This window comes from Actinosynnema pretiosum (genome assembly GCF_024171695.1).
GTDB classification, from domain to species: domain Bacteria; phylum Actinomycetota; class Actinomycetes; order Mycobacteriales; family Pseudonocardiaceae; genus Actinosynnema; species Actinosynnema pretiosum.
Genome location: NZ_JAMTCF010000002.1, coordinates 131,351 through 157,351, shown reverse-complemented (window position 1 = coordinate 157,351; position 26,001 = coordinate 131,351). Strand labels below are relative to the sequence as shown.

The 26,001-nt window shown below is 73.5% G+C and carries 18 protein-coding genes; 13 read left to right on the top strand and 5 right to left on the bottom strand.

Annotated features, from left to right (window positions below; genetic code table 11):
* The first annotated feature begins 2 nt into the window (after window positions 1–2).
* The 6 genes from LV78_RS04000 to LV78_RS03975 all read left to right on the top strand — a co-directional run bounded on the left by LV78_RS04000 (window position 3) and on the right by LV78_RS03975 (window position 9,906).
* Window positions 3–332 (top strand): GlsB/YeaQ/YmgE family stress response membrane protein, encoded by a 330-nt coding sequence (locus LV78_RS04000; protein ID WP_372494782.1) that lies wholly within the window; start codon window positions 3–5, stop codon window positions 330–332.
* 940 nt (window positions 333–1,272) lie between these two features.
* A complete protein-coding gene (locus tag LV78_RS03995) occupies window positions 1,273–4,419 on the top strand; it encodes a DEAD/DEAH box helicase (RefSeq protein ID WP_301305827.1) in 3,147 nt (1,048 codons plus the stop codon).
* Window positions 4,412–5,407, top strand: coding sequence for an SWIM zinc finger family protein (locus tag LV78_RS03990; protein WP_253843366.1), 996 nt, complete (start codon window positions 4,412–4,414; stop codon window positions 5,405–5,407). The genes LV78_RS03995 and LV78_RS03990 overlap by 8 nt, the downstream gene beginning before the upstream one ends.
* Window positions 5,408–5,466: 59 nt before the next feature.
* Window positions 5,467–7,167, top strand: a complete 1,701-nt coding sequence (locus tag LV78_RS03985) for an acyl-CoA dehydrogenase family protein (protein ID WP_253843365.1) — start codon at window positions 5,467–5,469, stop codon at window positions 7,165–7,167.
* 203 nt (window positions 7,168–7,370) lie between these two features.
* Window positions 7,371–9,410 (top strand): NPCBM/NEW2 domain-containing protein, encoded by a 2,040-nt coding sequence (locus tag LV78_RS03980; protein ID WP_253843364.1) that lies wholly within the window; start codon window positions 7,371–7,373, stop codon window positions 9,408–9,410.
* A 118-nt stretch (window positions 9,411–9,528) separates the two neighbouring features.
* On the top strand, window positions 9,529–9,906 hold the full coding sequence (locus tag LV78_RS03975) for a nuclear transport factor 2 family protein (protein ID WP_096491750.1): 378 nt from the start codon (window positions 9,529–9,531) through the stop codon (window positions 9,904–9,906).
* A 92-nt stretch (window positions 9,907–9,998) separates the two neighbouring features.
* Here the strand turns inward: LV78_RS03975 and LV78_RS03970 are convergent, their stop codons facing one another.
* On the bottom strand, window positions 9,999–10,205 hold the full coding sequence (locus LV78_RS03970; RefSeq protein ID WP_012783660.1) for a cold-shock protein: 207 nt from the start codon (window positions 10,203–10,205) through the stop codon (window positions 9,999–10,001).
* Between the two features lie 594 nt (window positions 10,206–10,799).
* On the opposite strand from LV78_RS03970, the gene LV78_RS03965 reads away from it, so the two are divergent.
* Window positions 10,800–11,540 carry a hypothetical protein gene (locus LV78_RS03965; RefSeq protein WP_253843363.1) on the top strand — a complete coding sequence of 247 codons (741 nt, stop codon included), beginning with the start codon at window positions 10,800–10,802 and terminating at the stop codon, window positions 11,538–11,540.
* Between the two features lie 39 nt (window positions 11,541–11,579).
* Here LV78_RS03965 and LV78_RS03960 read toward each other — a convergent pair whose 3' ends face one another.
* Window positions 11,580–12,674: a sugar ABC transporter substrate-binding protein gene (locus LV78_RS03960; RefSeq protein ID WP_253843362.1), complete on the bottom strand. Its 1,095-nt coding sequence runs from the start codon at window positions 12,672–12,674 to the stop codon at window positions 11,580–11,582.
* Between the two features lie 312 nt (window positions 12,675–12,986).
* On the opposite strand from LV78_RS03960, the gene LV78_RS03955 reads away from it, so the two are divergent.
* A complete protein-coding gene (locus tag LV78_RS03955; protein WP_253843361.1) occupies window positions 12,987–14,717 on the top strand; it encodes a S8 family serine peptidase in 1,731 nt (576 codons plus the stop codon).
* A gap of 76 nt (window positions 14,718–14,793) precedes the next feature.
* On the opposite strand, the gene LV78_RS03950 is transcribed toward LV78_RS03955, so the two are convergent.
* Window positions 14,794–17,742, bottom strand: coding sequence for a glycine--tRNA ligase (locus tag LV78_RS03950; protein WP_253843763.1), 2,949 nt, complete (start codon window positions 17,740–17,742; stop codon window positions 14,794–14,796).
* Window positions 17,743–18,169: 427 nt separating this feature from the next.
* On the opposite strand from LV78_RS03950, the gene LV78_RS03945 reads away from it, so the two are divergent.
* The 5 genes from LV78_RS03945 to LV78_RS03925 all read left to right on the top strand — a co-directional run bounded on the left by LV78_RS03945 (window position 18,170) and on the right by LV78_RS03925 (window position 23,784).
* A complete protein-coding gene (locus LV78_RS03945; protein WP_253843360.1) occupies window positions 18,170–20,116 on the top strand; it encodes an LCP family protein in 1,947 nt (648 codons plus the stop codon).
* 321 nt (window positions 20,117–20,437) lie between these two features.
* Entirely contained in the window at window positions 20,438–21,190 is a 753-nt protein-coding gene (locus tag LV78_RS03940; RefSeq protein WP_253843359.1) for a SanA/YdcF family protein, read from the top strand.
* 120 nt (window positions 21,191–21,310) lie between these two features.
* Window positions 21,311–21,790 carry a helix-turn-helix domain-containing protein gene (locus LV78_RS03935; protein ID WP_253843358.1) on the top strand — a complete coding sequence of 160 codons (480 nt, stop codon included), beginning with the start codon at window positions 21,311–21,313 and terminating at the stop codon, window positions 21,788–21,790.
* A 112-nt stretch (window positions 21,791–21,902) separates the two neighbouring features.
* Window positions 21,903–23,087, top strand: coding sequence for a MurT ligase domain-containing protein (locus LV78_RS03930; RefSeq protein WP_253843357.1), 1,185 nt, complete (start codon window positions 21,903–21,905; stop codon window positions 23,085–23,087).
* The gene (locus LV78_RS03925; protein ID WP_253843356.1) at window positions 23,077–23,784 is read left to right on the top strand and encodes a type 1 glutamine amidotransferase; all 708 of its coding nucleotides are present in this window, start codon (window positions 23,077–23,079) and stop codon (window positions 23,782–23,784) included. The genes LV78_RS03930 and LV78_RS03925 overlap by 11 nt, the downstream gene beginning before the upstream one ends.
* 66 nt (window positions 23,785–23,850) lie before the next feature.
* On the opposite strand, the gene LV78_RS03920 is transcribed toward LV78_RS03925, so the two are convergent.
* Both LV78_RS03920 and LV78_RS03915 read right to left on the bottom strand, forming a co-directional pair.
* Window positions 23,851–24,885 carry a zinc-binding dehydrogenase gene (locus tag LV78_RS03920; protein ID WP_253843762.1) on the bottom strand — a complete coding sequence of 345 codons (1,035 nt, stop codon included), beginning with the start codon at window positions 24,883–24,885 and terminating at the stop codon, window positions 23,851–23,853.
* Between the two features lie 156 nt (window positions 24,886–25,041).
* On the bottom strand, window positions 25,042–25,959 hold the full coding sequence (locus tag LV78_RS03915) for an alpha/beta hydrolase (protein WP_253843355.1): 918 nt from the start codon (window positions 25,957–25,959) through the stop codon (window positions 25,042–25,044).
* Window positions 25,960–26,001: the final 42 nt, after the last annotated feature.

Sequence of the window (26,001 nt, the reverse complement as noted above, 5' to 3'; positions counted from 1 at the left end):
TGGTGAGCACGGCGTCGCGGAACGCCGGGTTCGGGGCGTTGCAGGGGGAGGGGTGCGTCATGGAGATCACCGGGATCATCTCGACGTTGCTGATCGGCGCCGTCGTGGGCGGTCTGGGCAGGTTGGTGGTGCCGGGCAAGCAGCGGATGTCACTGCTGACGACCGTGCTGGTCGGCATCGGCGCGGCCCTGCTGGGCACCGTCGGCGCCACCGTCCTGGGTGTCGCCGACACAGCGGGCGTCGACTGGATCGAACTGGCGCTCCAGGTGGGCCTGGCGGGCGCGGGCGTGACGTTCCTGTCCGACCGCAGCAGGGCCCACCAGTACCACTGACCCCTCGCACGACCACACCACCGGACAACAGGCGCACCACGACCCGATCACGCCCCGACCAAGGCGGACCACGGCTAGGACAGACCACGGCCCGGACGAGGCTGGCACCACCGGACGCGAACGCACCGGAGTGCCAGCCCACCCCGGCCAGCCGCCGGGCTGGCAGTCAGCCGCTGGGCCGCCGGGCTTGCGGGCTTGCGGGCTTGCGGGCTTGCGGGCCGATGGTCCACCGGGCCGGTGTCAGTGATGCCGGTGGTCGGTCTGGGCCTGGTTGCCCAGTCTGATGTTGCTGGCGTCCGAGGGTGTCGGCGGTCAGGCGGTCCGGGCTGTTGGCGGGCTGAGAGGTGGCTGTCGGTCGGGGAGCGGGTTGCCGGTCCTTCGATCCCGGCTGCCGTCCCCCTACACCGGTCACCGGCACTGGTCACCGGCACCGGTCACCGGTCACCGGTCACCGGTCCCGGCTTGCCGCTTCCGGCTGTGGGTTGTCGCCTGCCTTGGTTGCTGGGGCTTCCCCGGTCTGGTTGCACTGGTCGCTGGCTGCCATCAGGGGCGCGGTTTGCGGGTCGCGGTTGCTGGCCTGCTGTCAGGGTTGCGGGTTGCGGGTTGCGGGTCGCTGGCTGCCGTCGGGTTTGTGGGGTGGCACGCATAGGGTCGGGCCGTGCTGGTCGTACATGCCGTGGGAAGCGAGGACGGGTGGGTGGCGGCTTGGGGTGAGGACTCCGGGTTGCCGCCTCGGACCGGGCGGCGGCTTTCCGGGCGGGCTGTTCGGCATCCGTTCGCGGTTGCGGACAAGGGGTTGGGGCGGCTTCTGCGGGGTGCGGTGGATTCCGTGCCGTTGCGGTTGCCGGTTCGGTTGCCTACCGCCGGGACCGGGCCGATCGCTTCTCCTGAGCTGGTCAGGGGGTCTGCTGCCGCGGCTGCGGTGCGCGGGGCGCCCAAGTTGCACACCTGGCTCGTTCCTGCGGTGCGGGTGGACTCGTTGCCCGAGCGGGTGGTGGACGGGAGGCTCGGGGCTTCGGCGCGGTTCTACCTGGAGGTCCTGGCGTTCGCCGACGACCTGGTGGCCAGGGGGCGCGTGGTGCCCGGTGTGGACGGTGGGACGGCGCGGTGGCGTGCGGTGCTGTCCGGGGTGGACGCGGTGCGGTTCGCCGCGTTGCGCGCGGACATGCCCCCGTCGTTCCGGGCGGCTCAGGAGTCGGTCGAGCCGGACCGGCTCACCAGGGCCGCGCTGGACCGGGCGGTGGACGGGCGGGTTCGGGCCGGGGACTTCTCCGGCGTCGACCTCGACGAGCCCGGCGCCACCGGGATCTGGTTGCGCGCGCTGGTCGGCGACCCGGTGCTGGGCGCGGCCAGCGGGGCCGTGGCCAGGCTCCGGGAGTGGGTCGACCGCTGGCAGGGCAGCGCGCTGCAACGCCCCCTGCTGCGCACCTGCTTCCGCCTCACCGCGCCCGACCAGAGCACCGCCGACGAGGACGTCAGCGCGGTCCCGGTGACCGCGCCGGGCGCGGACGGGGGTGGGCGCTGGGAGCTGGAGTTCCTGGTGCAGGCCGTCGACGAGCCGAGCGTCGTGGTGCCCGCCGAGCAGTTGTGGTCGCTCGGGAACAACGTGCTGCGGCGGTTCGCCACCCGGCCGGAGGACGTGCTGCTCGCCGACCTCGGGCGGGCGAGCAGGCTCTACCCCGCGCTCGACCGGGCGCTGGCCGAGCGGCGGCCCGCCAGGATGGTGCTGGACGTGGCGGGCGCGCACGAGTTCCTGCTGCGCGCGAACGAGTTGTCGCAGGCCGGGTTCGGGGTGCTGGTGCCCTCGTGGTGGCGCGAACCCCGGCGGGTGGGCCTGGCCCTGTCGGTGTCCGGCGGCGGTGACGGACCGGGGCGGGGCGGGGCCGCCGGGGCGGTGGCCAAGGAGAGCTCGCTCGGGTTGAAGGTGCTGCTGGACTACCGGTGGTCGCTGGCGCTCGGGGACGAGGAGCTGGCCGAACCGGAGCTGCGGGCGCTGGCCGAGGCGAAGGTGCCGCTGGTGCGGTTGCGCGGGCAGTGGGTGCAGGTCGACCAGCGCGGACTCGCCGCCGGGCTCGCGTTCCTGCGGCGCGGTGGTGGCGGGCGGATGACGGTCGGGCAGGCGCTCGCCCACGCGGGCGCACTGGCACGACCGAACCCGAACCCGAACCCGAACCCGAGCCCGAGCCCGAGTCCGAACCCGAGTCCGAACCCGAGCGCGAGCCCGAACCCGAGGCCGAACCCGGACCCGGACCCGGACCAGACATCGATTCAGGCCGATGGGAACACCGGTGCCGACACCGTGACCCCCGGCAGCGGCGTTGGCGACGGCGACGGCGGACCCGATAGCGACGGCAGCAACAACGCCAGCAGCAGTGGCATCGGCATCGGCGGCGGCAGTGGGGTCGGCAGCAGCAGTGGGGTCGGCGATGGTGGCGACGGGCGCGGCGGGATGAGTGGCGGTAGCGGCGGGATGAGTGGCGGTAGCGGTGGTGCTGGGGAGCCCTTCCCGCCCAGCACCACCGCCTCCGCTCTCCCCTCCGGCTGGTTCGGGGCGTTGCCCCTGCCCGTCACCGCCGTGCGCGGGGACGGGGCGCTGGGGGCGTTGCTCGCCGGGGGTGGGGACCGGGTGCTGGAGGAGGTTCCCGCGCCCGAGGGGTTGACCGCCGTGCTCCGGCCCTACCAGGCGCGCGGGTTGGCCTGGTTGGCGTTCCTGGACTCGCTCGGGCTCGGGGCGTGCCTCGCCGACGACATGGGGCTCGGCAAGACGGTGCAGCTGCTCGCCCTCGAAGCCCTGTGCCGCCAGGGGGACGACGGGTCGCGGGCGCCCACGCTGCTGGTCTGCCCGCTCTCGGTGCTCGGCAACTGGCAGCGCGAGGCCGAGCGGTTCACGCCCGGTCTCCGGGTGCGCGTGCACCACGGGCCCGAGCGGGACGTCGGTGGGCTCGGCGAGGGGTGCGACCTGGTGCTCACCACCTACGCCGTGGTGGTGCGGGACGTCGAGGCGTTGCGCGCGATCCGGTGGGACCGGGTGGTGCTGGACGAGGCGCAGAACGTGAAGAACAGCTCCACCCGCCAGTTCCAGGCGGTGCGGTCGCTGGACGCGCGGCACCGGGTCGCGCTGACCGGCACGCCCGTGGAGAACCGGTTGGCCGAGCTGTGGTCCGTCATGGACTTCGCCAACCCCGGCGTGCTCGGCACGGTGAACACCTTCCGGGCGCGGTTCGCGGTGCCGGTCGAGCGGCACGCCGACGAGGACGCGGCGGTGCGGCTGCGGCGGGTCACGGCGCCGTTCGTGCTGCGCAGGCTCAAGACCGACCCCCGGATCATCTCGGACCTGCCCGACAAGATCGAGGTCAAGCAGCTCTGCCCGCTCACGCCCGAGCAGGCGTCGCTGTACCAGGCGGTGCTGGACGACATGCTGGCCAAGGTCGACGAGTCGGAGGGGCCGGAGCGGCGCGGGCTGGTGCTGGCGTCGCTGTCCAAGCTGAAGCAGGTGTGCAACCACCCGGCCCAGCTGCTCGGCGACGGGTCGCGGGTCGCGGGGCGGTCCGGGAAGGTCAACCGGTTGGAGGAGGTGCTGGAGGAGGTGCTCGCCGACGGGGACAAGGCGCTGTGCTTCACCCAGTTCACCGAGTTCGGGTCGCTGCTGGCGCCGCACCTGGCCGCGCGGTTCGACGAGGACGTGCTGTTCCTGCACGGCGGGACGCCCAAGCGGGCGCGGGACGCGATGGTCGAGCGGTTCCAGGGCGAGGGCGGGCCGTCGGTGTTCCTGCTGTCGCTGAAGGCCGGTGGCACGGGGCTGAACCTCACCGCGGCCAACCACGTGATCCACCTGGACCGGTGGTGGAACCCGGCGGTGGAGGACCAGGCGACCGACCGGGCGTTCCGGATCGGGCAGCGCAGGCACGTGCAGGTGCGGAAGTTCGTGTGCGCGGGGACGGTGGAGGAGCGGATCGACCGGATGGTGGAGCAGAAGCGCGGGCTGGCGCGGATGGTGGTCGGCACGGGCGAGGACTGGATCACCGAGCTGTCGACCGAGCAGCTGCGCGAGCTGCTGTCGCTGACCGGGGAGGTCTTCGATGAGTAGCCGAGGTGGGGGTGGCGGCTCCGGGTGGGGCGGGGGCGACAAGTGGCGACCGGCTCGGGTGGCCAGGGAGGAAGCGGAGGCGGAGGCGGCGGCACGGGCCGCGACCGAGCGGGCGGAAGCAGCGCGGGTGGCGGGACCGGCGGTGGCTGGGCAGGGCGGCGCGGGGCAGGCAGGTCCAGGGCAGGCAGGTCCAGGACAATCAGGCCCCGGCCGGAACGTGGTGGCCAGCGCGCCCGTCCCCTCCCCCGACCTCCCCTGGTCGCAGCGGTTCCTCGACGTGCTCGGGTCGTTCGGGATGGCGGACGCCGTCAAGCGCGGGCGGGTGCTGGTTCGGGGTGGGCGGGTGATGAGCTTCTCCGTCTCCTCCAGTCTCGTGGTCGCGCTCGTCGCCGGGGAGCGGGACGGGCAGGGGCCGTTCCGGGCTCGGATCGCGGTTCGGCGGTTCGACGACGGGGAGTGGGCGGCGGTGGAGGAGGCGTTGGCCGGGCGGGCGGTGTTCGTGGCCAAGCTGCTCGCCGGGACGCTGCCCCCTGGGGTTGAGGGGGTGTTCGGGGAGTTGGGGTTGTCGCTGCTGCCGCGCGGTTCGCGGGAGCTGGGCATGGACTGCTCCTGCCCCGCCTGGGAGGTGCCGTGCGAGCACCTCGCCGCCGCCTGCCAGGTGCTGGCGTCCGCGCTGGACGACGACCCGTTCACGCTGCTCGCCTGGCGCGGTCGGGAGCGGGACGAGCTGCTCGACCGGTTGCGGGCCTCGCGCGCGCCCGGCGACGACGAGCGCTCCGCGCCCCCGCTGGCGGCGGTGCTGGACTCGTTCTGGGTTCGGCCGCCCGCGCGCGCGGCCTCGGTCGGGCAGGACGCGCTGACCGGCGCGGACGTGAGCGGGCAGCGGGTGGACTCGGTGCTGGACGAGCTGGGCGAGCTGCTCGTGGACGAGCGTCCGGTGCGGCCAGTGCTGCGCGAGCTGTACCGACGCCTCCCCGGACGGGGGTGAGCCGCGAGCGGCCCAAGTTACCCACTGGTAACGTGCGGGTCCCGACGAAGGGAGCCCCCGTGCTGCTCGACCCCAACCGCTACGACGCCGCCCACCTGGACGACGAGAGCCGCCGCCTGCTGCGCGCGGTGGTCGACTGGTTCGAGGAGCGCGGCAAGCGCAGGCTGATCGCCGACGACCAGGCCAAGGTCTGGTACTCGGAGTTCCTGGAGTTCGCCGCCCGCGAGAAGCTGTTCGCCACGTTCTGCACCCCGGCCGCCGAGTCCGGCGGGAACCCGGACAAGCGCTGGGACACCGCGCGCAACGCCGCGCTGAGCGAGGTGCTCGGCTTCTACGGCCTCCAGTACTGGTACGCCTGGCAGGTCACCGTGCTGGGCCTCGGCCCGATCTGGATGAGCGGCAACGCCCTCGCCCGCAAGCGCGCCGCCGACCTGCTCGACGACGGCGCGGTGTTCGCGTTCGGCCTGTCCGAGAAGGAGCACGGGGCCGACGTCTACTCCACCGACCTGGTGCTCACCCCGGACGGCGACGGCGGGTTCCGCGCGTCGGGGAGCAAGTACTACATCGGCAACGGCAACGTCGCGGGCATGGTCTCCGTCTTCGGGCGGCGGGCCGACCTGGACGGCCCGGACGCGTACGTGTTCTTCGCCGCCGACTCGCAGCACCCGGCGTTCCACCTGGTCAAGAACGTGGTGGACTCGCAGATGTTCGTCAGCGAGTTCGAGCTGCGCGACTACCCGGTGACCGGGGACGACCTGCTGCACACCGGCCAGGAGGCGTTCAGCGCCGCGCTGAACACGGTCAACGTCGGCAAGTTCAACCTGTGCACCGCCTCGATCGGCATCTGCGAGCACGCGTTCCACGAGGCCATCACCCACGCGCGCAACCGCGTCCTGTACGGCAAGCCGGTCACCGACTTCCCGCACGTGCGGCAGAACTTCGTGGACGCCTACGCGCGCCTGGCCGCGATGAAGCTCTTCGCCGACCGCGCCGTGGACTACTTCCGCTCCGCCTCCCCGGACGACCGCCGCTACCTGCTGTTCAACCCCATCACCAAGATGAAGGTCACCACCGAGGGCGAGCGGGTGGTCGACCTGCTCTGGGACGTGATCGCCGCCAAGGGGTTCGAGAAGGACACGTACTTCTCCATGGCCGCCCGCGACATCCGCGCGCTGCCGAAGCTGGAGGGCACCGTCCACGTCAACCTGGCGCTGGTGCTGAAGTTCCTGCCGAACTACCTGTTCTCCCCCACCGACGCCCACCCGCCGGTGCCGACCAGGCACGACCCGGCCGACGACGCGTTCTTCTGGGAGCAGGGCCCGGCGCGCGGGCTGGGCGCGATCCGGTTCGCCGACTGGGAGGAGCCCTACCGGGCCGCCTCGGACGTGCCGAACGTGGCGCGCTTCCACGAGCGGGCCCGCGCGCTGCGGGAGCTGCAGGTGCTGGACGGGCAGCGCGCCGACCTGGACTTCCTGCTCTCCCTCGGCCACCTGTTCACGCTGGTGGTGTACGGGCAGCTGGTGCTGGAGCAGGCCGCGCTGACCGGGGTGGACCGGGACCTGGTCGACCAGGTCTTCGACGTGCTGGTGCGGGACTTCGCGGCGGGCGCGGTGGCGCTGCACGGGAAGTCCGCGTCCACGCCGGAGCAGCAGGCCTGGGCGCTGGCGCAGGTGGTGAAGCCGGTCGTGGACGGCGAGCGGTTCGACCGGGTGTGGCGGCGGGTCGAGGGGCTGTCGGGGGCGTACGAGATGCGGCCCTAGCGGTCGCCGCGCGCACCCCGCTCCGGGCGGGGGCACCCGTCTGCACCCTTGACGGACGCCCCCGCCCGCCCGTGTGATCGGGAGGGCCGCCGCCGGACCCGGACCCCCGAGGAGTGCGCGTGCGTCAGCGAAGATGGCCCGCCGTTCCCAGCACCGCCCTCGCCACGGCGAGCGGCGTTCCGACGACCGGCGGGGAGAGCTGAGTGGACGAGGCGACGAACGCGACCGGGTACGCCCCGGTCGACCAGGACGGCGCACCAGGCGACGGCACAACACCGGACGGCGCGGCAGCAGGCGGCGCGACGGCGAGCGACGGCGCGGCGCGGGACACCAGGCCGCCCCCGCTGGCCCCCACTCCCCCGATGGGCTTCAACAACTGGAACTCCACCCAGTGCGGCCCCGAGTTCACCGACGCCATGATCCGGGGCGTCGCCGACCTGTTCCTCACCCTGGGCCTCAAGGACGCGGGCTACGAGTACGTCAACATCGACGACTGCTGGGCGCTCCCGCAGCGCGACGCCGACGGCGACCTCGTGCCCGACCCGGCGCGGTTCCCGGAGGGAATCAAGCCGCTGGTCGACTACGTGCACTCCAAGGGCCTCAAGTTCGGCATCTACACCAGCGCGGGCACCCGGACGTGCAGCGAGCGCGGGTTCCCCGGCGCGCTCGGGCACGAGGTGCGGGACGCCGCGCTGTTCGCCTCCTGGGGCGTGGACTACCTGAAGTACGACAACTGCCACAACCAGGGGATCGACGCGAGGCTGCGCTACCGGGCCATGCGCGACGCGATCGCCGCCACCGGCCGCCCGATGGTGCTGAGCGTGTGCGAGTGGGGCGAGAACCGGCCGTGGGAGTGGGCGTTCGAGGTCGGCCAGCTGTGGCGCACCACCCCGGACATCCGGGACAGCTGGGACTCGATGCTGGAGATCGCCAAGGCGAACATGGCGCTGGCCGAGCACGCCGGGCCGAACCGGTGGAACGACCCGGACATGCTGGAGGTCGGCAACGGCGGGCTCACCTGGGAGGAGTGCCGCACGCACTTCAGCCTGTGGGCGATGATGGCCGCTCCCCTGCTGATCGGCGTCGACCTGCGGTCGGTCGCCCCCGAGGCGGTGGAGATCCTCACCAACGCCGAGGTGATCGCGCTCGACCAGGACCCGCTCGGCGAGCAGGCGCGGGTGGTGCGGTCCGAGGGCGGGCTGCACGTGCTGGTGAAGCGGCTGCACGACGGCGGGCGCGCGGTGGCGCTGTTCAACGAGAACGACGTGCCCGCGCGGATCGCCACCAGCGCGGCCGAGGCGGGGCTGCCCCGGTCCACCGGCTACCGGCTGCGGGACGTGTGGGCGCGGACCGACGCGCACTCGGCGGGCGACATCACGGCGTGGGTGCCGCCGCACGGCGTCGTCGTCCACCGGGTGACGCCCGAACCGGCGTGGCTGCTGCTGCCGCCCGCCGTGGACGCGGGGCTGGAGCCGGTGCTGTCCCGGCCGGGCGCGCTGCCGCTGGTGGACCCGGACGCCCCGTCGGTGGTGACCACCTCGCTGGGGAACAACGGCTGGCTGCCGGTGCTCGGCGCGCGGGTGGACCTGGAGGTCCCGCCGGGGTGGCGGGTGCGACCGAGGGGCCAGCGGGCCCGGTCGGTGCTCGCGGGCGGGGACCGGCTGGACACCACCTGGGAGGTGCTGCCGCCCGCCGGGCTCGAACCCGGCCGGTACCGGCTGACCGCGCTGTTCGCCTACCTGTACGGGTGGGGGCGGCGGGTGAGCGCGGACCTGGAGGTGGTGGTGCCGCACCGGTTGCCGTCCGGCACCTCGTACCTGAGCGACGCGCCGTGGCTGCGGGCGAGCAACGGGTTCGGGCCGGTCGAGGTCGACACCAGCAACGGCGAGGCCGAGGCGGGCGACGGCGGGCCGCTCACGGTCAACGGGAGGGTGTTCGAGAAGGGCCTCGGGGTGCACGCGCCCAGCTCGGTCGAGTACTTCACCGGTGGCCGCTGCACGAGCGTGTCGGCGTTCGTGGGCGTGGACGACGAGAAGCCCGCGGCCGGGTCGGTGGTGTTCCAGGTGTGGGCGGACGACCGGAAGGTCGCCGACAGCGGGGTGCTGACCACCCGCGACGACGCGGTCGAACTGGTCGCGGACGTGACCGGCGCGCAGACCGTGCGGCTGGTGGTGACCGACGCGGGCAACGGGGTCGACAGCGACCACGGTGACTGGGGCGACCTGAAAGCCACCTGCGAGTGATCACCCTCGGGTGACGTTCGGGCGACACCGCTCCGACTGTCCGGGTGAGGCGTCTTGACTGGCGGTCACCGCCAGTGTTGTCTCGACCCCCGACGCGACGCGTGAGGAGGACTGGCGGATGACCGGGTCCATGGCGCTCAGGGCGCTGCGCGAGGCCATCGTGCTGGAACACCTGGAAGCGGAGAACGAGCGCGACTTCGCCACCACGATCGCGGCGTTCGACCGGACGCGCTACGAGATCGCGGCGACCGGCGAGGTGTACGAGGGCAGGGCCGAGGTGTCGGCGTACTACAGCAGGTCGCTGCGGGCGTGGCCGGACCTGCGCAGCGAGGTCGTGCGGGTGCACCACGCGGACGACGCGGCGATCGTGGAGCTGGAGGTGGCGGGCACCGAGCCGGGGACCGGGCGGGCCTGCCGGGCGAGGACCACGGCGTTCTTCGAGTTCGACGGGCCGAGCCTGGTCGGCAAGCGGCTCTACGGCGACGAGCCGTCCTAGCGGGTCCGCTTCGGGACCACGACGTGCGAACGGGCCGCACCCCACCGGGGGTGCGGCCCGCGCACGGAAGATCAGTTACCGCGAACCGCGGTTCAGACCGGGCGGACGGCCTGAGCCTGCGGGCCCTTCTGGCCCTGACCGATCTCGAACTCCACGCGCTGGTTCTCCTCCAGCGTGCGGTAGCCGTTGACCTGGATCTCCGAGTAGTGCACGAACACGTCGGCGCCACCGTTATCGGGGGAGATGAAGCCGAAGCCCTTCTCCGCGTTGAACCACTTGACGGTGCCCTGAACTGCCATCTTGCTACTTCTCCTCTAACAGGTGCCGGATCGCGCTTGCGACCACCGGGTCAGTCAGGGCGAGGGCTTCTCCGCCGGTACCGCAGAGGAAGGACACGCGCCCGCAACTTCCGTTCCGCGAGCGTGGTGGAACACGAACACAGAAAGGTACGACCGCAGATAGTCAACCACGACTGCGCCCCGTGAGTCGAGCGATGGAACGGGTCTTCTGCGCTGCTACCGTGGACGTGGCGGCGGTCACAGGGGGTGTTCGCGGCCGAACGGACGCCACTACCGGTCAACCGGTCGCGCTGGGTGAGCGGTGTGCGCGCCGAGGACCCCGGTCGGGCAGCGCGGGGGCACGAGGGGGAAGATCCGGCTTCGCCGCAGGTGGGTGCGGCCGACCGGGAGCAGCTGGAGCGCGCGCACGTCGCCCGGCGGGTCGCGCGGGCGGGTCGCCGCCGCTCGGGGGAAGATCGTCGCCAGTGCCGCGTTCGACCGACCGGGTGAAGGTCGTCTCCGGTGACGCCCGCGTGCGAGCACCGGGCGTGATCCGGTGGCGCGCACCCCCGGCGGGGTTCCGGTTTCCACGACTTCGGGGGGCGGTGAGGCGGGGTGCTCGGCGCGCTCCACCACGGCCAGGCCAGGCTGATGTTCTTCTTCCTGGGCCTGGTGGTCACCTTCGTGTTCATCCGGATCAGCGTCCGGCTGATCAGGGCGGGCGTGCGCTGGTGGCCGGGCAACTTCACCCCCGGCGGCACGCACATCCACCACGTGGTGTTCGGCGCGGTGTTCATGATGGTGGGCGGGGTCACCGGGATCGCCGTGCCGGACGAGGCGCAGGGCCTGCGGCTGGCCGCCGCCGCGCTGCTCGGCGTCGGCGCCGCGCTGGTGCTGGACGAGTTCGCGCTGATCCTGCACCTGCGGGACGTGTACTGGTCCAAGGACGGGCGGCTGTCGGTGGACGCGGTGTTCCTGGCGATCGGCATGACCGGCCTGCTGCTGCTCGGCGCCCGGCCGCTCGGCTACGACGACGTGCTCGGCTACAACGACGTGCTCGGCGAGAGCGTGCCGGTGCGGGTGGCGCTGCTGCTGGGGAACCTGGGGTTCGCGATCGTGGCGCTGCTCAAGGGCAAGGTGTGGACGGGCCTGCTGGGGCTGCTGGTCCCGCTGCTGCCGCAGATCGGGGCGCTGCGGCTGGCCAGGCCGAGGTCGCCGTGGGCGCGCTGGCACTACCCGGACGGCTCGCGGAAGCTGCGCCGCGCCGAGCGCAGGGAGCACCGCATCCGGCGTCCGCTGATCCAGGCGAAGATCCGGGTGCAGGAGTTCATCTCGGGCAGGCACGACGAGGTGTGACCGGCCCGCGCGGGTGCCGGGCCGGGCGGCCCGGCGCCGTCACCTCGGCGCGATGCCCAGCTCGGCGCAGACCCGCTCCAGGTCGGGCGCGCACAGCTCCTCGGCGCGCACCACGCCCGACGCCACCAGCAGCGCCACGCCGTCCCGGTGCACCGGCACCGCCCCCAGCAGCACCGCCTTCACCGAGCGCCCGTTCGCCGGGTCTTCGGTGACCGCGCTCGCCAGCGCGTCCGCGCGCGCCGAGTCCCCGTCGGCCAGCGCCGAGGCGAGCCGCGCCGCCGCCTCCGCCTCGTCCCGGACGGACTTGTGCACCGTCATGCACTGCTCGCCGCGCAGCACCGCGCGCAGCCCGTCCACCGTGGCGTCCTGCCCGGTCACCGGCACCTTCCCGGCCAGCCCCCTGGCGCGCAGCACCTGGATGGCGGCGGCGGCGAGCCGGTCGTTGGCCGCGAGCACCCCGTCGACGCGCCCGCCGCTGTCGTTGAGCGCCTGCTCGAACCGGGCCCGCCCGAGCAGCGGGTCCCACCGGTCGGCGCTCGTGCTGGCGGCGAGCCGGTAGTCGCCGCGCTCGTAGCGGGGCCCGAGGACGCGGCGCTGCCCGTCGGCGAACTGCACGGCGTTGTTGTCCTGCGGCGCGCCCTGCAGCTCGATCACCCGCGCGCCCGGCCGGTCGCCCAGGCAGGTCACGAGCCCGCGCGCCTGGAGCTCGCCGACCGCCTCGTTGTCGAACGACACGTGGTAGTCGGCCGCGCCGCCGACGCTGAACCGGTCGTAGTCGATGACGGGGATGCCCGCCTTGCGGGCCTTGTGCACGACGGTGGCCCCGCCCTCCGGGGTCAGCGGGGTGATCAGCAGGACCGCGACGCCCCTGGCGATCAGGTCGTCGGCGATGGAGGCGAACCGGAACTCGTCGTTGCGGGCGTTCTCGATGACCGGTTCGAGCCCCTCGGCCTCCAGGGCGCGCTGGAGCTGCGGCCGGTCCTGCTCCTCCCAGCGCGCGGAGGACTCGGTGTCGGGCAGGATCACGCCGACGAGCGGCCTGGTCGAGCGCTCCGGCGGCCCCTCGGCGCCGCCGCAGGCCGCGAGCAGCAGCGCGGGCAGTCCGGCGCAGAGCGCCCTCCCGAGCCTTCGCATCAAGCCAACCCCTCGCGAACCTTCACCCGCACGGGTGGGCGGGATTCCGAAGCCACCTTCCCCGACCGGGGGCGCGAGCCCGGCGGCGGGGTGCGGCCGACCGGTCCAGCGCGCCGCCGCCGAGGCCGTCCACGACCTTCCACGCGACATCGCCGCAGGTCGGGGAATTGTTACCCGGCGTGGGCAAATCACTCAGGGTGCATACCCCACTACGCTTCGGTGTCCGACGAACGGACCCTGACCACGATCGCTTTCTGTGCCAGGGTGACGGCCGACCCGACGTCGTCGAACGGGCGTGAGGAGACAGCTCAGGTGAGATCACGCAGAATCGCCCACCCGGCCCTGGTGCTGGTGGGGGCCGCCGCACTCGTCGCCGCCGCGACGACGCCTGCCGCCGCCGAGCAGGCCACCACCGAGTACACCGTGCTGGTCGAGGACGGGGCCAGCCGGGACGCCGCGGTCGCGGCGGTGCGCGCTGCGGGCGGCCACCTGGTCCGCGAGAACGGCGCGGTCGGGATGCTGGTCGTGCGGGCGCCGGAGTCCGGCTTCGCCGGGCGCGTCTCCGCGTCGCCCTCGGTGCTGGGCGCGGCCACCGCCAAGCCGATCGGCCGGACCCCCGGCTCGGTGGGCAACCGCGAGTGGTCCGACGTGGAGAAGGAGAACACCGCGCTGGGCGCGGCGAAGCGGGCTCCCTCCGCAGCGGGCAGGGCCGCAGCCGCGCAGGCCGGTCTGGACCCGCTGGACGGCGACCTGTGGGGCCTGCGCGCGGTGCGCTCCGACATCGCCCGCGCCAAGCAGCCCGGCGACAAGCGGGTCAAGGTCGGCGTGATCGACACCGGCGTCGACGGCAGCCACCCGGACATCGCGCCGAACTTCGACCGCGACCTGTCCCGCAACTTCACCGTCGACCTGCCCTACGACGCGGACGGCAACGAGTTCGACGGCCCGTGCGAGTTCCGGGGCTGCGTCGACCCGGCCGACCACGACGACGGCGGCCACGGCACGCACGTCGCGGGCACGATCGGCGCGGCGGCCAACGGCTCCGGCGTCTCCGGCGTCGCCCCGAACGTCACCCTGGTGAACGTGCGGGCGGGCCAGGACTCGGGCTCGTTCTTCCTGCAGCCGGTCGTGGACGCGCTCACCTACAGCGCGGACGCGGGCCTGGACGTGGTGAACATGTCCTTCTACGTCGACCCGTGGTACATGAACTGCGGCAACGACCCGACGGCCACCGCCGAGGAGCAGCTGGAGCAGCGCACCACCATCACCGCCGTGCAGCGCGCGCTGGACTACGCGCACGGCAAGGGCGTCACGCTGATCGGCGCGGGCGGCAACAACCACGAGGACCTCGGCAACCCGAGGACCGACGTGCTCAGCCCGAACTACCCGCCCGGCCACGCCAGGCCGCGCCCGGTGGACTCCAGCTGCCTGAACCTGCCGACCGAGGGGAACCACGTCATCTCGGTGTCGGCGCTCGGCCCGTCGCTGACCAAGGCGGACTTCTCGAACTACGGCACCGAGCAGACCGAGCTGTCCGCGCCCGGCGGGTACTTCCGCGACGGCCTGGGCACCGACTGGTACCGCACCAACGAGAACCTGATCCTGTCGACCTACCCGCGCAACGTCGCGCTGGCGGACGGGGCGATCGACGCGGACGGCAACATCACCCCGGCCGGTGAGTCGGCGGGCGTGCGGAAGGACTGCTCCACCGGGACCTGCGCCTACTACCAGTTCCTGCAGGGCACCTCGATGGCCGCGCCGCACGCGTCCGGCGTGGCCGCGCTGGTGGTCAGCCAGTACGGCAAGAACGACAAGAAGCACCCCGGCACGCTGACCCTGGCGCCGGACAAGGTGAAGACCGTGCTGACCGGGACCGCGACCAAGCGGCCGTGCCCGGTGCCCAGGACGGTGTCGTACGTGAACGTCGGCCGCTCGGCCGAGTTCGACGCGACCTGCGTCGGCGACGCGAAGTTCAACGGCTTCTACGGCCACGGCATCGTCGACGCGTACGGCGCGGTGACCAGGGGCGGCGGGCTGATCTAGCCGCACCTTCCCTAACGACGAGCGGCCCCCGCACTCCTGGAGTGCGGGGGCCGCTCGCGTCAGGACCGGAGTCCGATCAGGACGGCAGCTCCTGCCAGGCCAGCACGGGAGCGGCCAGGTCGCGGATGGTCGCCAGCAGGCCGAGGCGGGCGGCCCGCAGCTCGGGCTCCTCGGCCATCACGAGCACGTCGTCGAAGAACCGGTTGACCGGGTCGGTGAGCGGCGTGGCGGCGGCGACGAACGCCGCGAGGCCCTCGCCGTCCGGCTTGACCGAGCCGAGCGCCTCGTGCAGCGCCAGCTCGGCGGGCTCGCGCAGGGCGCTCGGGTCGTAGCCGCCCGAGGTTCCTGCGGGCACGATCCGGCGGACCCGCTGCAGCGCGGCCACGAGCGCGGTGAACGCCTCGTCGCCGACCAGCGCGGTCAGCTCGGCCAGCGTCTCGTCCGCGACGGCGGGCGCGTCGGCCAGCCCGAGCACGGCGTTGACGTGGCGGTGGTCGTGCCCGGCGTCGAGCAGCTGCTGCTCGTAGCGGCGGACCGCGAACTCCCGCGCGCCCTCGAGCGCCTCGGCGGACAGCGCGACGCCATCGGGCAGCCCGGCGGCGGCCAGCTCCAGCGCCCTGGGCAGGGTGATCGCGCGCAGCTCGGGGAAGTGCCGCAGCACGCTCACCGCGCCGAGCGCGGCCCGCCGCAGCCCGAACGGGTCGGAGCTGCCGGTCGGGTTGGCCCCGGTGGCGAACAGGCCGGCGAGCAGGTCGAACCGGTCGCCGAGGGAGAGCAGCGCGCCCGCCGCGGACGCGGGCATCGCGTCACCGGCGGAGCGGGGCAGCTCCATCTCGTACAGCGCCTGCGCCACCTCGGGGGTCTCGCCCGCGCGGACCGCGTACTCGCGGGCCATGGTCCCGGCGAGGCTGGACAGCTCGATGACCATCTGCGAGCCGAGGTCGAACTTGGCCAGCTCGCCCGCCCGGCGCAGGGTCTCGTCGCCCGCGCCGACGACCTCGGCGAGGCTGTCCGCGAGCGCGGCGATGCGGGCGCTGCGGTCGGCCATGGAGCCGAGCTTGTCGGCGAAGGTGAGCTTGTCCAGCCCGCCCTTCATGGTCTCCAGCGGCGTGCGCAGGTCGGCGCGCCAGAAGAACGCGGCGTCCTCGTAGCGGGCCCGCAGCACGGCCTCGTTGCCCGCGCGCACCAGGTCCTCGTCGACCTCGCCGTTGGCGACGGCGACGAAGTGCGGCAGCAGCGAGCCGTCGGCGGACCGGACCGGCAGGTAGCGCTGGTGCTTGCGCATGACCGTGGTCAGGATCTGCGCGGGCAGCTCCAGGTAGTCGGCGTTGAACGACCCCAGGATCGGGGTCGGCTGCTCGACCAGGTTGGTGACCTCGTCCAGCACGCCGTCCAGGTCGACCTCGCCGCCGACCGACGCGGCCAGCTCCCGCGCCCTGCGGACGATCTCCGCGCGCCGCTCGTCGGCGGGCAGCACCACGCCGTGACCGGCCAGGAACTCCCGGTAGCCGTCGGCGGAGGCGACCTCCACCACGGGCTGGTCGGCGGTGCGGTGCACCCGCGTGGTGGTCCCGGAGGCCAGCGCGGACGCGACCACCGGCACCGGGGTGTCGCCGAGCAGGGCGAGCAGCCAGCGCACCGGGCGGGTGAACGACAGCTTCGGGTCGTTCCACTTCATGTTCTTCTCGGCGCGCAGCTCGGACACGACCTCGCCGAGCACGCCGGAGAGCACCTCGACCGCGCCGCGACCGGTGACGGTCCTGGTCAGCGCGACGTGCTCGACGCCGTTCTCGACCACCCGGCCCAGCTCGGACACGTCGACGCCCTGCCCGCGCGCGAAGCCCTGCGCGGCCTTGGTGGGGTTGCCGTCGGCGTCGAACGCGGCCGAGGCGCGGGGGCCGCGCGCGGTGCGCTCGGCGTCCGGCTCGCGCGGCTGCACGTCCGGCACCACGACGACCACGCGCCGGGGCGTGCCGTGCGCGGTGACCTCGCCGGTGGCGAGCCTGGTCGCGGCCAGCTTGGCGGCGACCGCGTCCCGCACGGCCCGCGTGGTGCGGGTCACCTCGTGCGGCGGCAGCTCCTCGGTGCCGATCTCGAACAGCAGCGTGCGCGCGCCGTCGACCTCGGCGAAGGAGGTCGGCGCCTGCGCGGCGGGCAGCGGCTCGACCAGGCCCAGCGGGTGGCCCTGCTCCTCGCGGCGGGCCGCCCACAGCTGCGACACCTCGCGGGCCAGCCCGCGCATCCTGGCGAACGCGCGCGCCCGCTCCGTGGTGCTGATCGCGCCGCGCGCGTCGAGCACGTTGAACGCGTGCGAGCACTTGAGCACGTAGTTGTGCGCCGGGACGGGCAGGCGGGCGTCCAGCATCCGCCTGGCCTCGGAGGCGTACTCCTCGAACAGCCGCTTGTTGGCCTCGACGTCCGCGTCGTCCAGGTAGTAGCGGCTCATCTCGTACTCGGCCTGGCCGAACGCCTCGCCGTAGGAGATGCCGGGCGCGTAGGCGATGTCCTTGAAGTGGGACACGCCCTGCAGCGCCATCATGATCCGCTCGATGCCGTAGGTGATCTCCACCGACACCGGGTCGAGCGACATGCCGCCCGCCTGCTGGAAGTACGTGAACTGGGTGATCTCCAGGCCGTCCAGCCAGACCTCCCAGCCCAGGCCCCACGCGCCGAGCGCGGGCGAGGCCCAGTTGTCCTCGACGAACCGCACGTCGTGGGCGCGCACGTCGATGCCGAGCGCGGAGAGGCTGCCCAGGTACAGCTCCTGGGGGTTGCCGGGGTCGGGCTTGAGGATGACCTGGAACTGGGTGTGGGTCTGGAGCCGGTTGGGGTTCTCGCCGTAGCGGGCGTCGTCGGGCCGCACGCTGGGCTCCACGTAGGACACCCGCCACGGCTCGGGACCGAGCACGCGCAGCACGGTCGCGGGGTTCAGCGTCCCCGCCCCGACCTCGGTGTTGTAGGGCTGCACGACGACGCAACCCCGTTCGGTCCAGTACCTGGTCAGCGCGAGCAGCGCGTCCTGCATGGTCAGCACGGGGCGACAGTCTACGAAGCGCGCATGGGGAGGTTCACAATCGGTCGGCTCACCTGGTCAAAGGCCGTAACAAGGCGGTAGCACCGCTCGCACAGCGCGCTGTGCCACTCTATGTGCGCAACCCGGAGCCCCTCCGGTGCGTCACCAGGGGTGTACCGGTGAGACAAGGGAGGGAGTGCGAGTGGACAACCGGCCGCCGAGGCAGGGCGACCCCGACGGGTTCGGCAGGCGCCCCGTCCCGCCACGGGACCCCTCCGCGCGCAGAGCGCCCGCCGGTGGGGACCGACTCCCGCCCAGGCGCGGCCCGGTGGAGGGCGAGCGCGGCGGCAGGCCGACCCCCGAGGGCGGGAGGCCGCTCCCGGAGGGCGCCAGGAGCCGCCCGCCGGAGGGGGCGCGGAGCCGTCCGCCGATCCGGAACGTGGCTCCGCCCACCGAGCGCACCGCGCCGGTCCGCGCCGACCGCGCGCGCGACGAGCCGCCGCGCGCCGGGAGGCTGGACGACCCGCGCAGGCGCCCGGCCGAGCGCCGCGAGGCGAACGGGCACGCGCCCACGGAGCGGACCACGCCCGCGCGGGCGATGCGCAGCGAGCGGGCGCGCAACCAGGGCCGGAGCGGCGAGCCCGCGCTGGACCGCGCGCGCGACGAGGCGATGGAGCGCAGGCGCGCGGCCCGTGCGGCCCGCGCGGCGGAGGCCGAGGAGCTGTCGCGGCCCAGGAGCGGCGCGCGCCCCGGCGAGGAGGACCGCCCGGCGAGGCCGGAGCGGCGCGGACGGGTCGTCAAGGGCGTCGTCGTGGACGCCGAGGACGACGCCGAGAGCGCCCCGCCGAGGTCACCCCGCCCCAGGACGATCCCGCCGAGGCCGGCGCCCGCGCGGCGGCCCTCGCAGCGCACCCCCGCCCCGTCGCGGGTGAGGCTGGTCGGGCGCACGGCGCTGGCGCTGGTGTCGACGGCCGTGCTGCTGGCCACCGGGTACGGCTACAAGAACCTGAACGCCCTGACGGACAACATCGCCACCACGGACGTCATCAGCGCCGACGCGGGCGGCGAGAAGCCGCAGGACGGCTCGATCGACATCCTGATGGTCGGCATGGACAGCCGCAAGGACAACAAGGGCAACCCGCTGCCGCAGGAGATCCTGGACGAGCTCCAGGCGGGCGGCTCGGAGGACGGCGGTCTGAACACCGACACGCTGATCCTGCTGCACATCCCGAACGACAGCGGCAAGGCGGTCGCGGTGTCGTTCCCGCGCGACTCCTACGTGGAGATCGCGGGCCTCGGCGAGAAGCACAAGATCAACTCGGCGTACGGCTACGGCAAGAACGCCGCGCTGGAGAAGCTGGGGGCCGAGGGCGTCACCGGCAACGACCTGGAGCTCAGGGCGAGGCAGGCGGGCAGCAAGAGCCTGATCGGCACCATCGAGAACCTGGCCGGCGTCAAGATCGACCACTACGCCGAGGTCAACCTGGTGGGCTTCTACGAGATCACCAAGGCCGTCGGCGGCGTCGAGGTGTGCCTGAACAACGCCGTCCGGGAGGAGATGTCCGGGGCGAACTTCAAGAAGGGCAACCAGACCATCCAGGGCAAGGACGCGCTGTCCTTCGTGCGGCAGCGCTACGGCCTGCTGCGCGGCGACCTGGACCGGGTCGTGCGCCAGCAGGTGTTCATGGCCGGTCTGGCGAACAAGGTGCTCTCCGCGGGCACCCTGACCGACCCGACGAAGCTGAGCGACATGATCACCGCGCTGTCCAAGTCCATCACCCTGGACGAGGGCTGGGACGTGCTCCAGTTCGCGACCCAGATGAAGGGCCTGACCGGCGGCGGCATGGAGTTCAAGACCGTCCCGACCGGCAACCCGGAGCTGAAGACCGACGACGGCGACGCCGTCGAGGTCATCCCCTCGCAGGTGAAGAAGTTCTTCAAGGACCTCGCCAAGACCGAGGAGGAGAAGAACAAGGCCGCGGTGGACCCGGCGACGGTGACCGTCGAGGTCCGCAACGCCTCCGGCATCCCCGGACTGGCCTCCAGGGTGCTCCAGGAGCTGGTGGCGCTGAAGTTCGTCGCGGGCGACGCGGACAACGCCGACGCCGACCAGGTCGACACCGCGGTGCTCTACGGCAAGGGCGGCGAGGCGGGTGCGCAGGCCGTCGCCGACGCGCTCGGCGACGTGGCCATCGAGGAGGACGCCACGATCGCGGCGGGCACCGCCCGCGTGGTCGTCGGGTCCAGCTACGACGGTCCCGGCGTGGCGAACCTGCTCGGCCAGCGGCTGCTCGCGCTGGACGGCGGGTTCCGCACCCAGCAGGGGCCGCAGGAGGACCAGACCGGCGCGGAGATCAACGCGGGCGGCATCCGCTGCGTGAACTAGTCGCGCGCGAGGCCTGGCGGCGGCCCGGTCGGACCCACCTCGGGTCCGGCCGGGCCGCCGCCGTTTCCGGGTGCGCCCGCCCGCGCAGGCCCGGCCCGCGCCGGTCTGATCCGGTCCGGTCCGCGCCGGTCCGGTCCGCGCCTGGCGGGCTCGGGGCTCCTGGCGCGCGGAACCGGTTTCCGCGCTCCCGGCCTCGGGAACCAGGTTCGAGGCGCGGAGCGTTGAACCTGCGGGCCGCCTCGCGCGTCCTGAGGGGACCGGCGCGAGCGCGGCGGCACGGCACGGCCATCACGAAGCACGCACGGGCACGGGGGTAGTCGCATGACCGCACGGGGTTCCAGGGCGACCGGGGCGCGCCTGCGCAGGCTGCTCGGCGCGGCGGGCCGCGCCGGGTTCGGGGCGGCCCGCCGCGCCCCCGTCGCCGCGCTGCGCCGCTGGAAGCTCACCCTGGGCGTGGTGGGCCTGCTGGGCGCGCTCGCCGCGTCCCCGTGGGCCTGGGTGCAGGCCACCAGCGCCCCGTACCGGCTCACCGCCGCCGAGGTGCCCGAGACGCCGGTCGCCCTGGTGCTGGGCGCGGGAATCCGGAACGGCCGCCCCACGCCGTTCCTGGCGGGCAGGCTGGACGTGGCCGCCGACCTGTACCACCGGGGCAAGGTGAAGGTGCTGCTGGTCAGCGGGGACAACAGCCGCCCCGACTACGACGAGCCGACCGCGATGCGGAACTACCTGCTGCGCCAGGGGGTCCCGGACGCGGCGATCGTGTCCGACTACGCCGGTCTGGACACCTGGGACTCGTGCGCCAGGGCCAACCGGATCTTCGGCGTGACCTCCGCGACCGTGGTGACCCAGCGGTTCCACCTGCCGCGCGCGGTGGCGCTGTGCCGGGCGGCGGGCATCGAGGCGTACGGCGTCGGGCACGACACGTGGGGCGCCCGCCGCACCACGACCCTCTACGGCTACTTCCGCGAATCGGTCGCGAGCGTCAAGGCGTTCTGGGACGGGGCCGTGACGAAGCGCGACCCCCGGTTCCTGGGTCCCCAGGAGTCCGGGGTCAGCAGGGCGTTGGAAAGCTGAATGACTACTTTGGGTATCACTTGCTTAGCCTGATTGGGCGATATCTGATGCAACTCGCGTAAGTGGTGCCGCCCGCGCGCTTTCCATCTCCGTGAACATGCGGACATGGAGGACCTGACGGTGGAGATAGACACAGCGGAGTACCAGCGCGTCCTGGGGGACGAACTCCGCAGTCTCCGCAAGCAGCGCGGGTGGACGCGCAAGGAGCTGAACCAGAGGCTCCAGAGCGACATCTCGCTGCAGACCCTGGCGACCTACGAGCTGGGCACCCGCCAGTGCTCGGTGGTGCGCCTGGTGGAGATCTGCGTCGCGCTGGGAGTGCCCGCGCACCGGGTGCTGGCGAAAGTGCACGAGCGGGTGTTCGGCGACTCGCCGTCCGGTCACCTGCCGGTGAACCTGGCCGCCGTCGTGGCGGACGGCAGGCCGCACCTGGCGCCGCTGCGGCGGTGGGCCCAGGGCAGGATCGCCCAGATCGGGCCCGAGCAGCCGCCCGAGGTGCACCTGGACCTGCCCGCGCTCGATTACATGGCCCAGTTGTGCCAGCTCAGCACGGTGGACCTCATCAGGACCCTGCGCGAGATGGACAACCGCCACGGGTAGCATCTCGCTGGCGCATTGTCCTACTAACGCAGGAAGTCGCTTGCCGAACACTCCAGGTGCAGACCCAGGTCGCCTCCCGCTGCGCACCGCGGCGGCCGTGCGACTGGGCAACATGAGCTCGAAGCTGTCGCAGAAGATGGGGTTGGGCGCGGGCGGCATGATCGGTGGCCGCATCGCCCTCAAGCTCGACCCGCAGGCACTGGCCCACCTCACGTCCGGGCGCAGGGTCGCGCTCGTCACGGGCACCAACGGCAAGACCACGAGCACGATGATGCTCAGCAGGGCCGTGTCGGCCCTGGGCGAGGTCGCGACCAACCACGGCGGCGCCAACATGCCGGACGGGCACGTGACCGCGCTGAGCAAGCAGCAGGAGGCGCCGTACGCGGTGCTGGAGGTCGACGAGGGGTACTTCCCCGAGGTCGTCCGGGCGTCCAACCCGTCCGTCGCGGTGCTGCTGAACCTCAGCCGCGACCAGCTCGACCGGGTCGGCGAGGTCCGCACGATCGAGCGGAACCTGCGGGAGGCCCTGAACACGGTCACCGGCGTCGTCGTGGCGAGCTGCGACGACATCATGGTCACCTCGGCGGCGCGGGACTGCGCGCGGGTGATCTGGGTGTCCACCGGCACCGGCTGGCACAACGACGCGGCCTCGTGCCCGCGCTGCGGCGACCCGATCCGCTGGCAGGGCGAGCACTGGCACTGCACCGGCTGCGACCTGGCCCGCCCGAAGCCGGACTGGGTGACCGGCGACGGCTTCCTGATCACGCCGAGGGGCGAGCGGGTCGAGCTGTCGCTGCGGCTGCCCGGCAAGTTCAACATGGCCAACGCGGTCATGGCCGCCGCCGCCGCCGCCGAGATGGGCGTCGCGGTGCCGGACGCCGTGCAGCGGCTCCGCACGGTGTCCAACGTGGCCGGTCGCTACCGGACGATCCAGCGGGGCGGCAGGCGCGCCAGGCTGCTGCTGTCGAAGAACCCGGCGGGCTGGAGCGAGACGCTGACCGTGGTGCGGGAGTCCGCGCACCCGGCGGTGCTGGCGATCAACGCGCACGAGGCCGACGGCCGGGACCTGTCCTGGCTGTGGGACGTGCCGTTCGAGCAGCTGCAGGGCAGGCGGGTGATCGCCTCGGGCGAGCGCGCGACGGACCTGGCGGTGCGGCTGACGTACGCCGAGGTCGAGCACACGATCATCCCGGACCCGCTGGAGGCGATCGACGCGATGCCGCAGGGCGACGTCGAGGTCATCGCCAACTACACGGCGTTCCGCGACCTGAACGCGAGGTCCGCTGATGGCGAGTAAGGTCCAGATCGCCCTGGTGCTGCCCGACCTGCTGGGCACCTACGGCGACTTCGGCAACGCGGTCGTGCTCGAGAAGCGCATGACGTGGCGGGGCATCCCGGCCGAGATCGTGCCGGTGCGGTTCGGCGAGCCGGTGCCCGACTCGTGCGACATCTACGTGGTCGGCGGCGGTGAGGACACCGCGCAGACCCTGGCGGTGCGGCACCTGCGCGACCACCCAGGGATGCAGCGGGCCGCCTCGCGCGGCGCGGTGATCCTGGGCGTGTGCGCGGGCATCCAGATCTTCGGCGAGAAGTTCACCCGCGCCGACGACGTGACCCACCCCGGTCTCGGGCTGGTCGACTCCAGCTCGCACGCCGGTGGCAGCCGGGCGATCGGCGAGGTCATCGCGGAGCCGGTGGACGGGCTGTTCGAGGGCCTGCTGACCGGGTTCGAGAACCACCAGGGCCGCACCGTGATCGGGCCGTCCGCCCGGCCGCTGGCCAAGGTGAAGGTCGGCACGGGCAACGACGGGTCGGTGGAGGGCCTGGTGCAGGGGCGCATCCTGTGCACCTACCTGCACGGGCCGGTGCTGCCGCGCAACCCGCAGATCGCCGACCTGCTGATCGAGTGGGCGACCGGGACCAAGCCGCAGCCGCTCGACCTGGAGGCCGTGACGCGGCTGCGCCGGGAGCGGGCGAAGGCGGCCGGGGTCTGATCCGGTTCGGGCTGTTGTGACGGGGGCGGCGCTTCGGCGCCGCCCCCGTCGCTCTTCCCGGCTCGGTCAGGGGCGGACGAGGACCTTGAGCGCGGTGCGCTCGTCCATGGCGCGGTAGCCCTCGGCGACGTCGGCCAGCGCGACCGTGCGGTCGAACACCGGGGACGGGTCGAGGCGGCCCGCGAGCACGTCGGCCAGCAGCTCGGGCAGGTAGGCGCGGGCAGGCGCGACCCCGCCGGCGAGGGCGACGTTGCGGCGGAACAGCTCGCCCAGCGGCGGCGGGGGCGCCTCGTGCGGGACGCCGACGTAGCCGATCCGGCCGCCGTCGCGCACCGCGCCGAGCGCGGTCGACCAGGACTGCTCGTTGCCGACGCACTCCAGCACGGCGGGCGCGCCGAGCCCGCCGGTCAGCTCCCTGACCCGCTCCACGGCCGCCTCGCCGCGCTCGGGCACCTGGTCGGTGGCGCCGAACAGCCGGGCGACGGCGGCCCGGTCCTCGTGGCGGCCGAGCGAGATGATCCGCTCCGCGCCGAGCCTGCTCGCGGCCAGCACGCCGCACAGGCCGACCGCGCCGTCGCCGACCACGACCACCGTGGAGCCCCGGCCGACGCCCGCCGCGACCGCCGCGTGGTGGCCGGTGCCCATGACGTCGGACAGGGACAGCAGGGCGGGCAGGAGGGACTGGTCCGCGTCGCGCGGCACGGGCACGAGGGTGCCGTCGGCGTGCGGGACGCGGACCGCCTCGCCCTGGCCGCCGTCCGAGCCCTTCGAGCCCCACGAGCCGCCATCGGGGCAGGAGGTCTGGAGGCCCGCGACGCAGTGCGCGCAGGTGCCGTCGCTCCAGCAGAACGGGGCGATGACCCGGTCGCCGACGCTGAGCGTCGACACCTCGGAGCCGACCTGGACCACCTCGCCGACGAACTCGTGGCCGATGCGCTGGCCCTGGGCGCGCTTCGAGACGCCCCGGTAGCCCCACAGGTCGCTGCCGCACACGCACGCCAGCTCGACCCGCACGACGGCGTCGGTGGGGAGCTGGATCACCGGGTCGGGGACCTCCTCGACTCGGATGTCCCGTGCACCGTGGATCGTGGTCGCCCGCACTTGTCGCTCCTCCTCGTGGATGTTCACCCGTTCGCACCAGTGGCCATTGTCGCCCGAGGCGGGGGCGGGCACCGGCTGAGGGGACGGCGCCCAACGGCAGGGGAAGCGGCTTTAGGTGCCGTCCAGTGAGAGTTCGAATTCGCGCGACCCCTGGCGTCAGCCGGGAAGGGCGGCGGTGAGCAGCGGGAGGGCGTTCTCCAGCGCGCGGTCCCAGTACGGCCAGGTGTGGGTGCCCGCCCCGTACAGGTCGGTGGTGACCCGAGCGCCCGCCTCGGTGAGCCTGGCGGCGGTCGCGCGGTTCTCGGCCCACAGCTCGGCTTCGAGGGCGTCGACGACCTCGTTGCCCGGTGGGTCGAGCGGGCCGGGGGCGCCGTCGCCGCAGGACAGGTAGACCGGGACGTCGCGCAGGGCGTCGGCGAGGTCGTGCGGGTTGTGCGCGGCCCAGTCGGCGTCGGTGGGCCAGAGGGCGGCCGGGTCGAGGTCGGCCTGGGTGACGATGCGGCGGACCAGGGCGCGCGAGTCCTCGGTGCCGGTGGTGTGGACGACGCCGCTGAACGAGGCGGCGGCGCGGAAGAAGCCGGGGTGGCGGGCGGTGTAGGAGAGCGCGCCGAAGCCGCCCATGGAGTAGCCGGCGACGACCCGGTCGCCGCTCGCGCGGTAGTCGCGCTCCAGTGCCGCGCGCAGCTCGACCAGGTGGAAGGTCTCCCAGGCCGGGCCGTCGGCCCAGTCGGTGTAGAAGCCCGCGAGGCCGCCCTCGGGCATGGCGACGATCACGTCGAGGTCGCGGGTGAGCCGGTCGGCCTGGCCGGGCGAGGTCCAGCCGAGGTGGGAGCCGCAGCAGCCGCTGAGCAGGTAGAGGACCGGCCAGCGGCGGTCGGGCTGGTCGGCCCAGCCGTCGGGGAGCAGCAGCCGGACCTGGGCGTCGCGGCCGAGCGCCGCGGAGGGGAGGTCGAGGTCGACGACCCGGCCGGCGCCCGTTCCGCTCGGCGACCCGCTCGGGTCGGCGGGTCTGCTCGGGGCGGTGGTCGTGCAGGCGGTGAGGAGGAAGATCAACAGGAGGGTGAGGACGCGCACCACCCGAGGATGCCCCCGAACCGGGCAGCGCGGTAACCCCGA

Coding starts and splice junctions, on each gene's coding strand:
- LV78_RS03990 (WP_253843366.1), top strand. CDS start 4,412: ATGAGTAGCCGAGGTGGGGGTGGCGGCTCCGGGTGGGGCGGGGGCGAC.
- LV78_RS03975 (WP_096491750.1), top strand. CDS start 9,529: ATGACCGGGTCCATGGCGCTCAGGGCGCTGCGCGAGGCCATCGTGCTG.
- LV78_RS03970 (WP_012783660.1), bottom strand. CDS start 10,205: ATGGCAGTTCAGGGCACCGTCAAGTGGTTCAACGCGGAGAAGGGCTTC.
- LV78_RS03960 (WP_253843362.1), bottom strand. CDS start 12,674: ATGCGAAGGCTCGGGAGGGCGCTCTGCGCCGGACTGCCCGCGCTGCTG.
- LV78_RS03950 (WP_253843763.1), bottom strand. CDS start 17,742: ATGCAGGACGCGCTGCTCGCGCTGACCAGGTACTGGACCGAACGGGGT.
- LV78_RS03940 (WP_253843359.1), top strand. CDS start 20,438: ATGACCGCACGGGGTTCCAGGGCGACCGGGGCGCGCCTGCGCAGGCTG.
- LV78_RS03930 (WP_253843357.1), top strand. CDS start 21,903: ATGAGCTCGAAGCTGTCGCAGAAGATGGGGTTGGGCGCGGGCGGCATG.
- LV78_RS03925 (WP_253843356.1), top strand. CDS start 23,077: ATGGCGAGTAAGGTCCAGATCGCCCTGGTGCTGCCCGACCTGCTGGGC.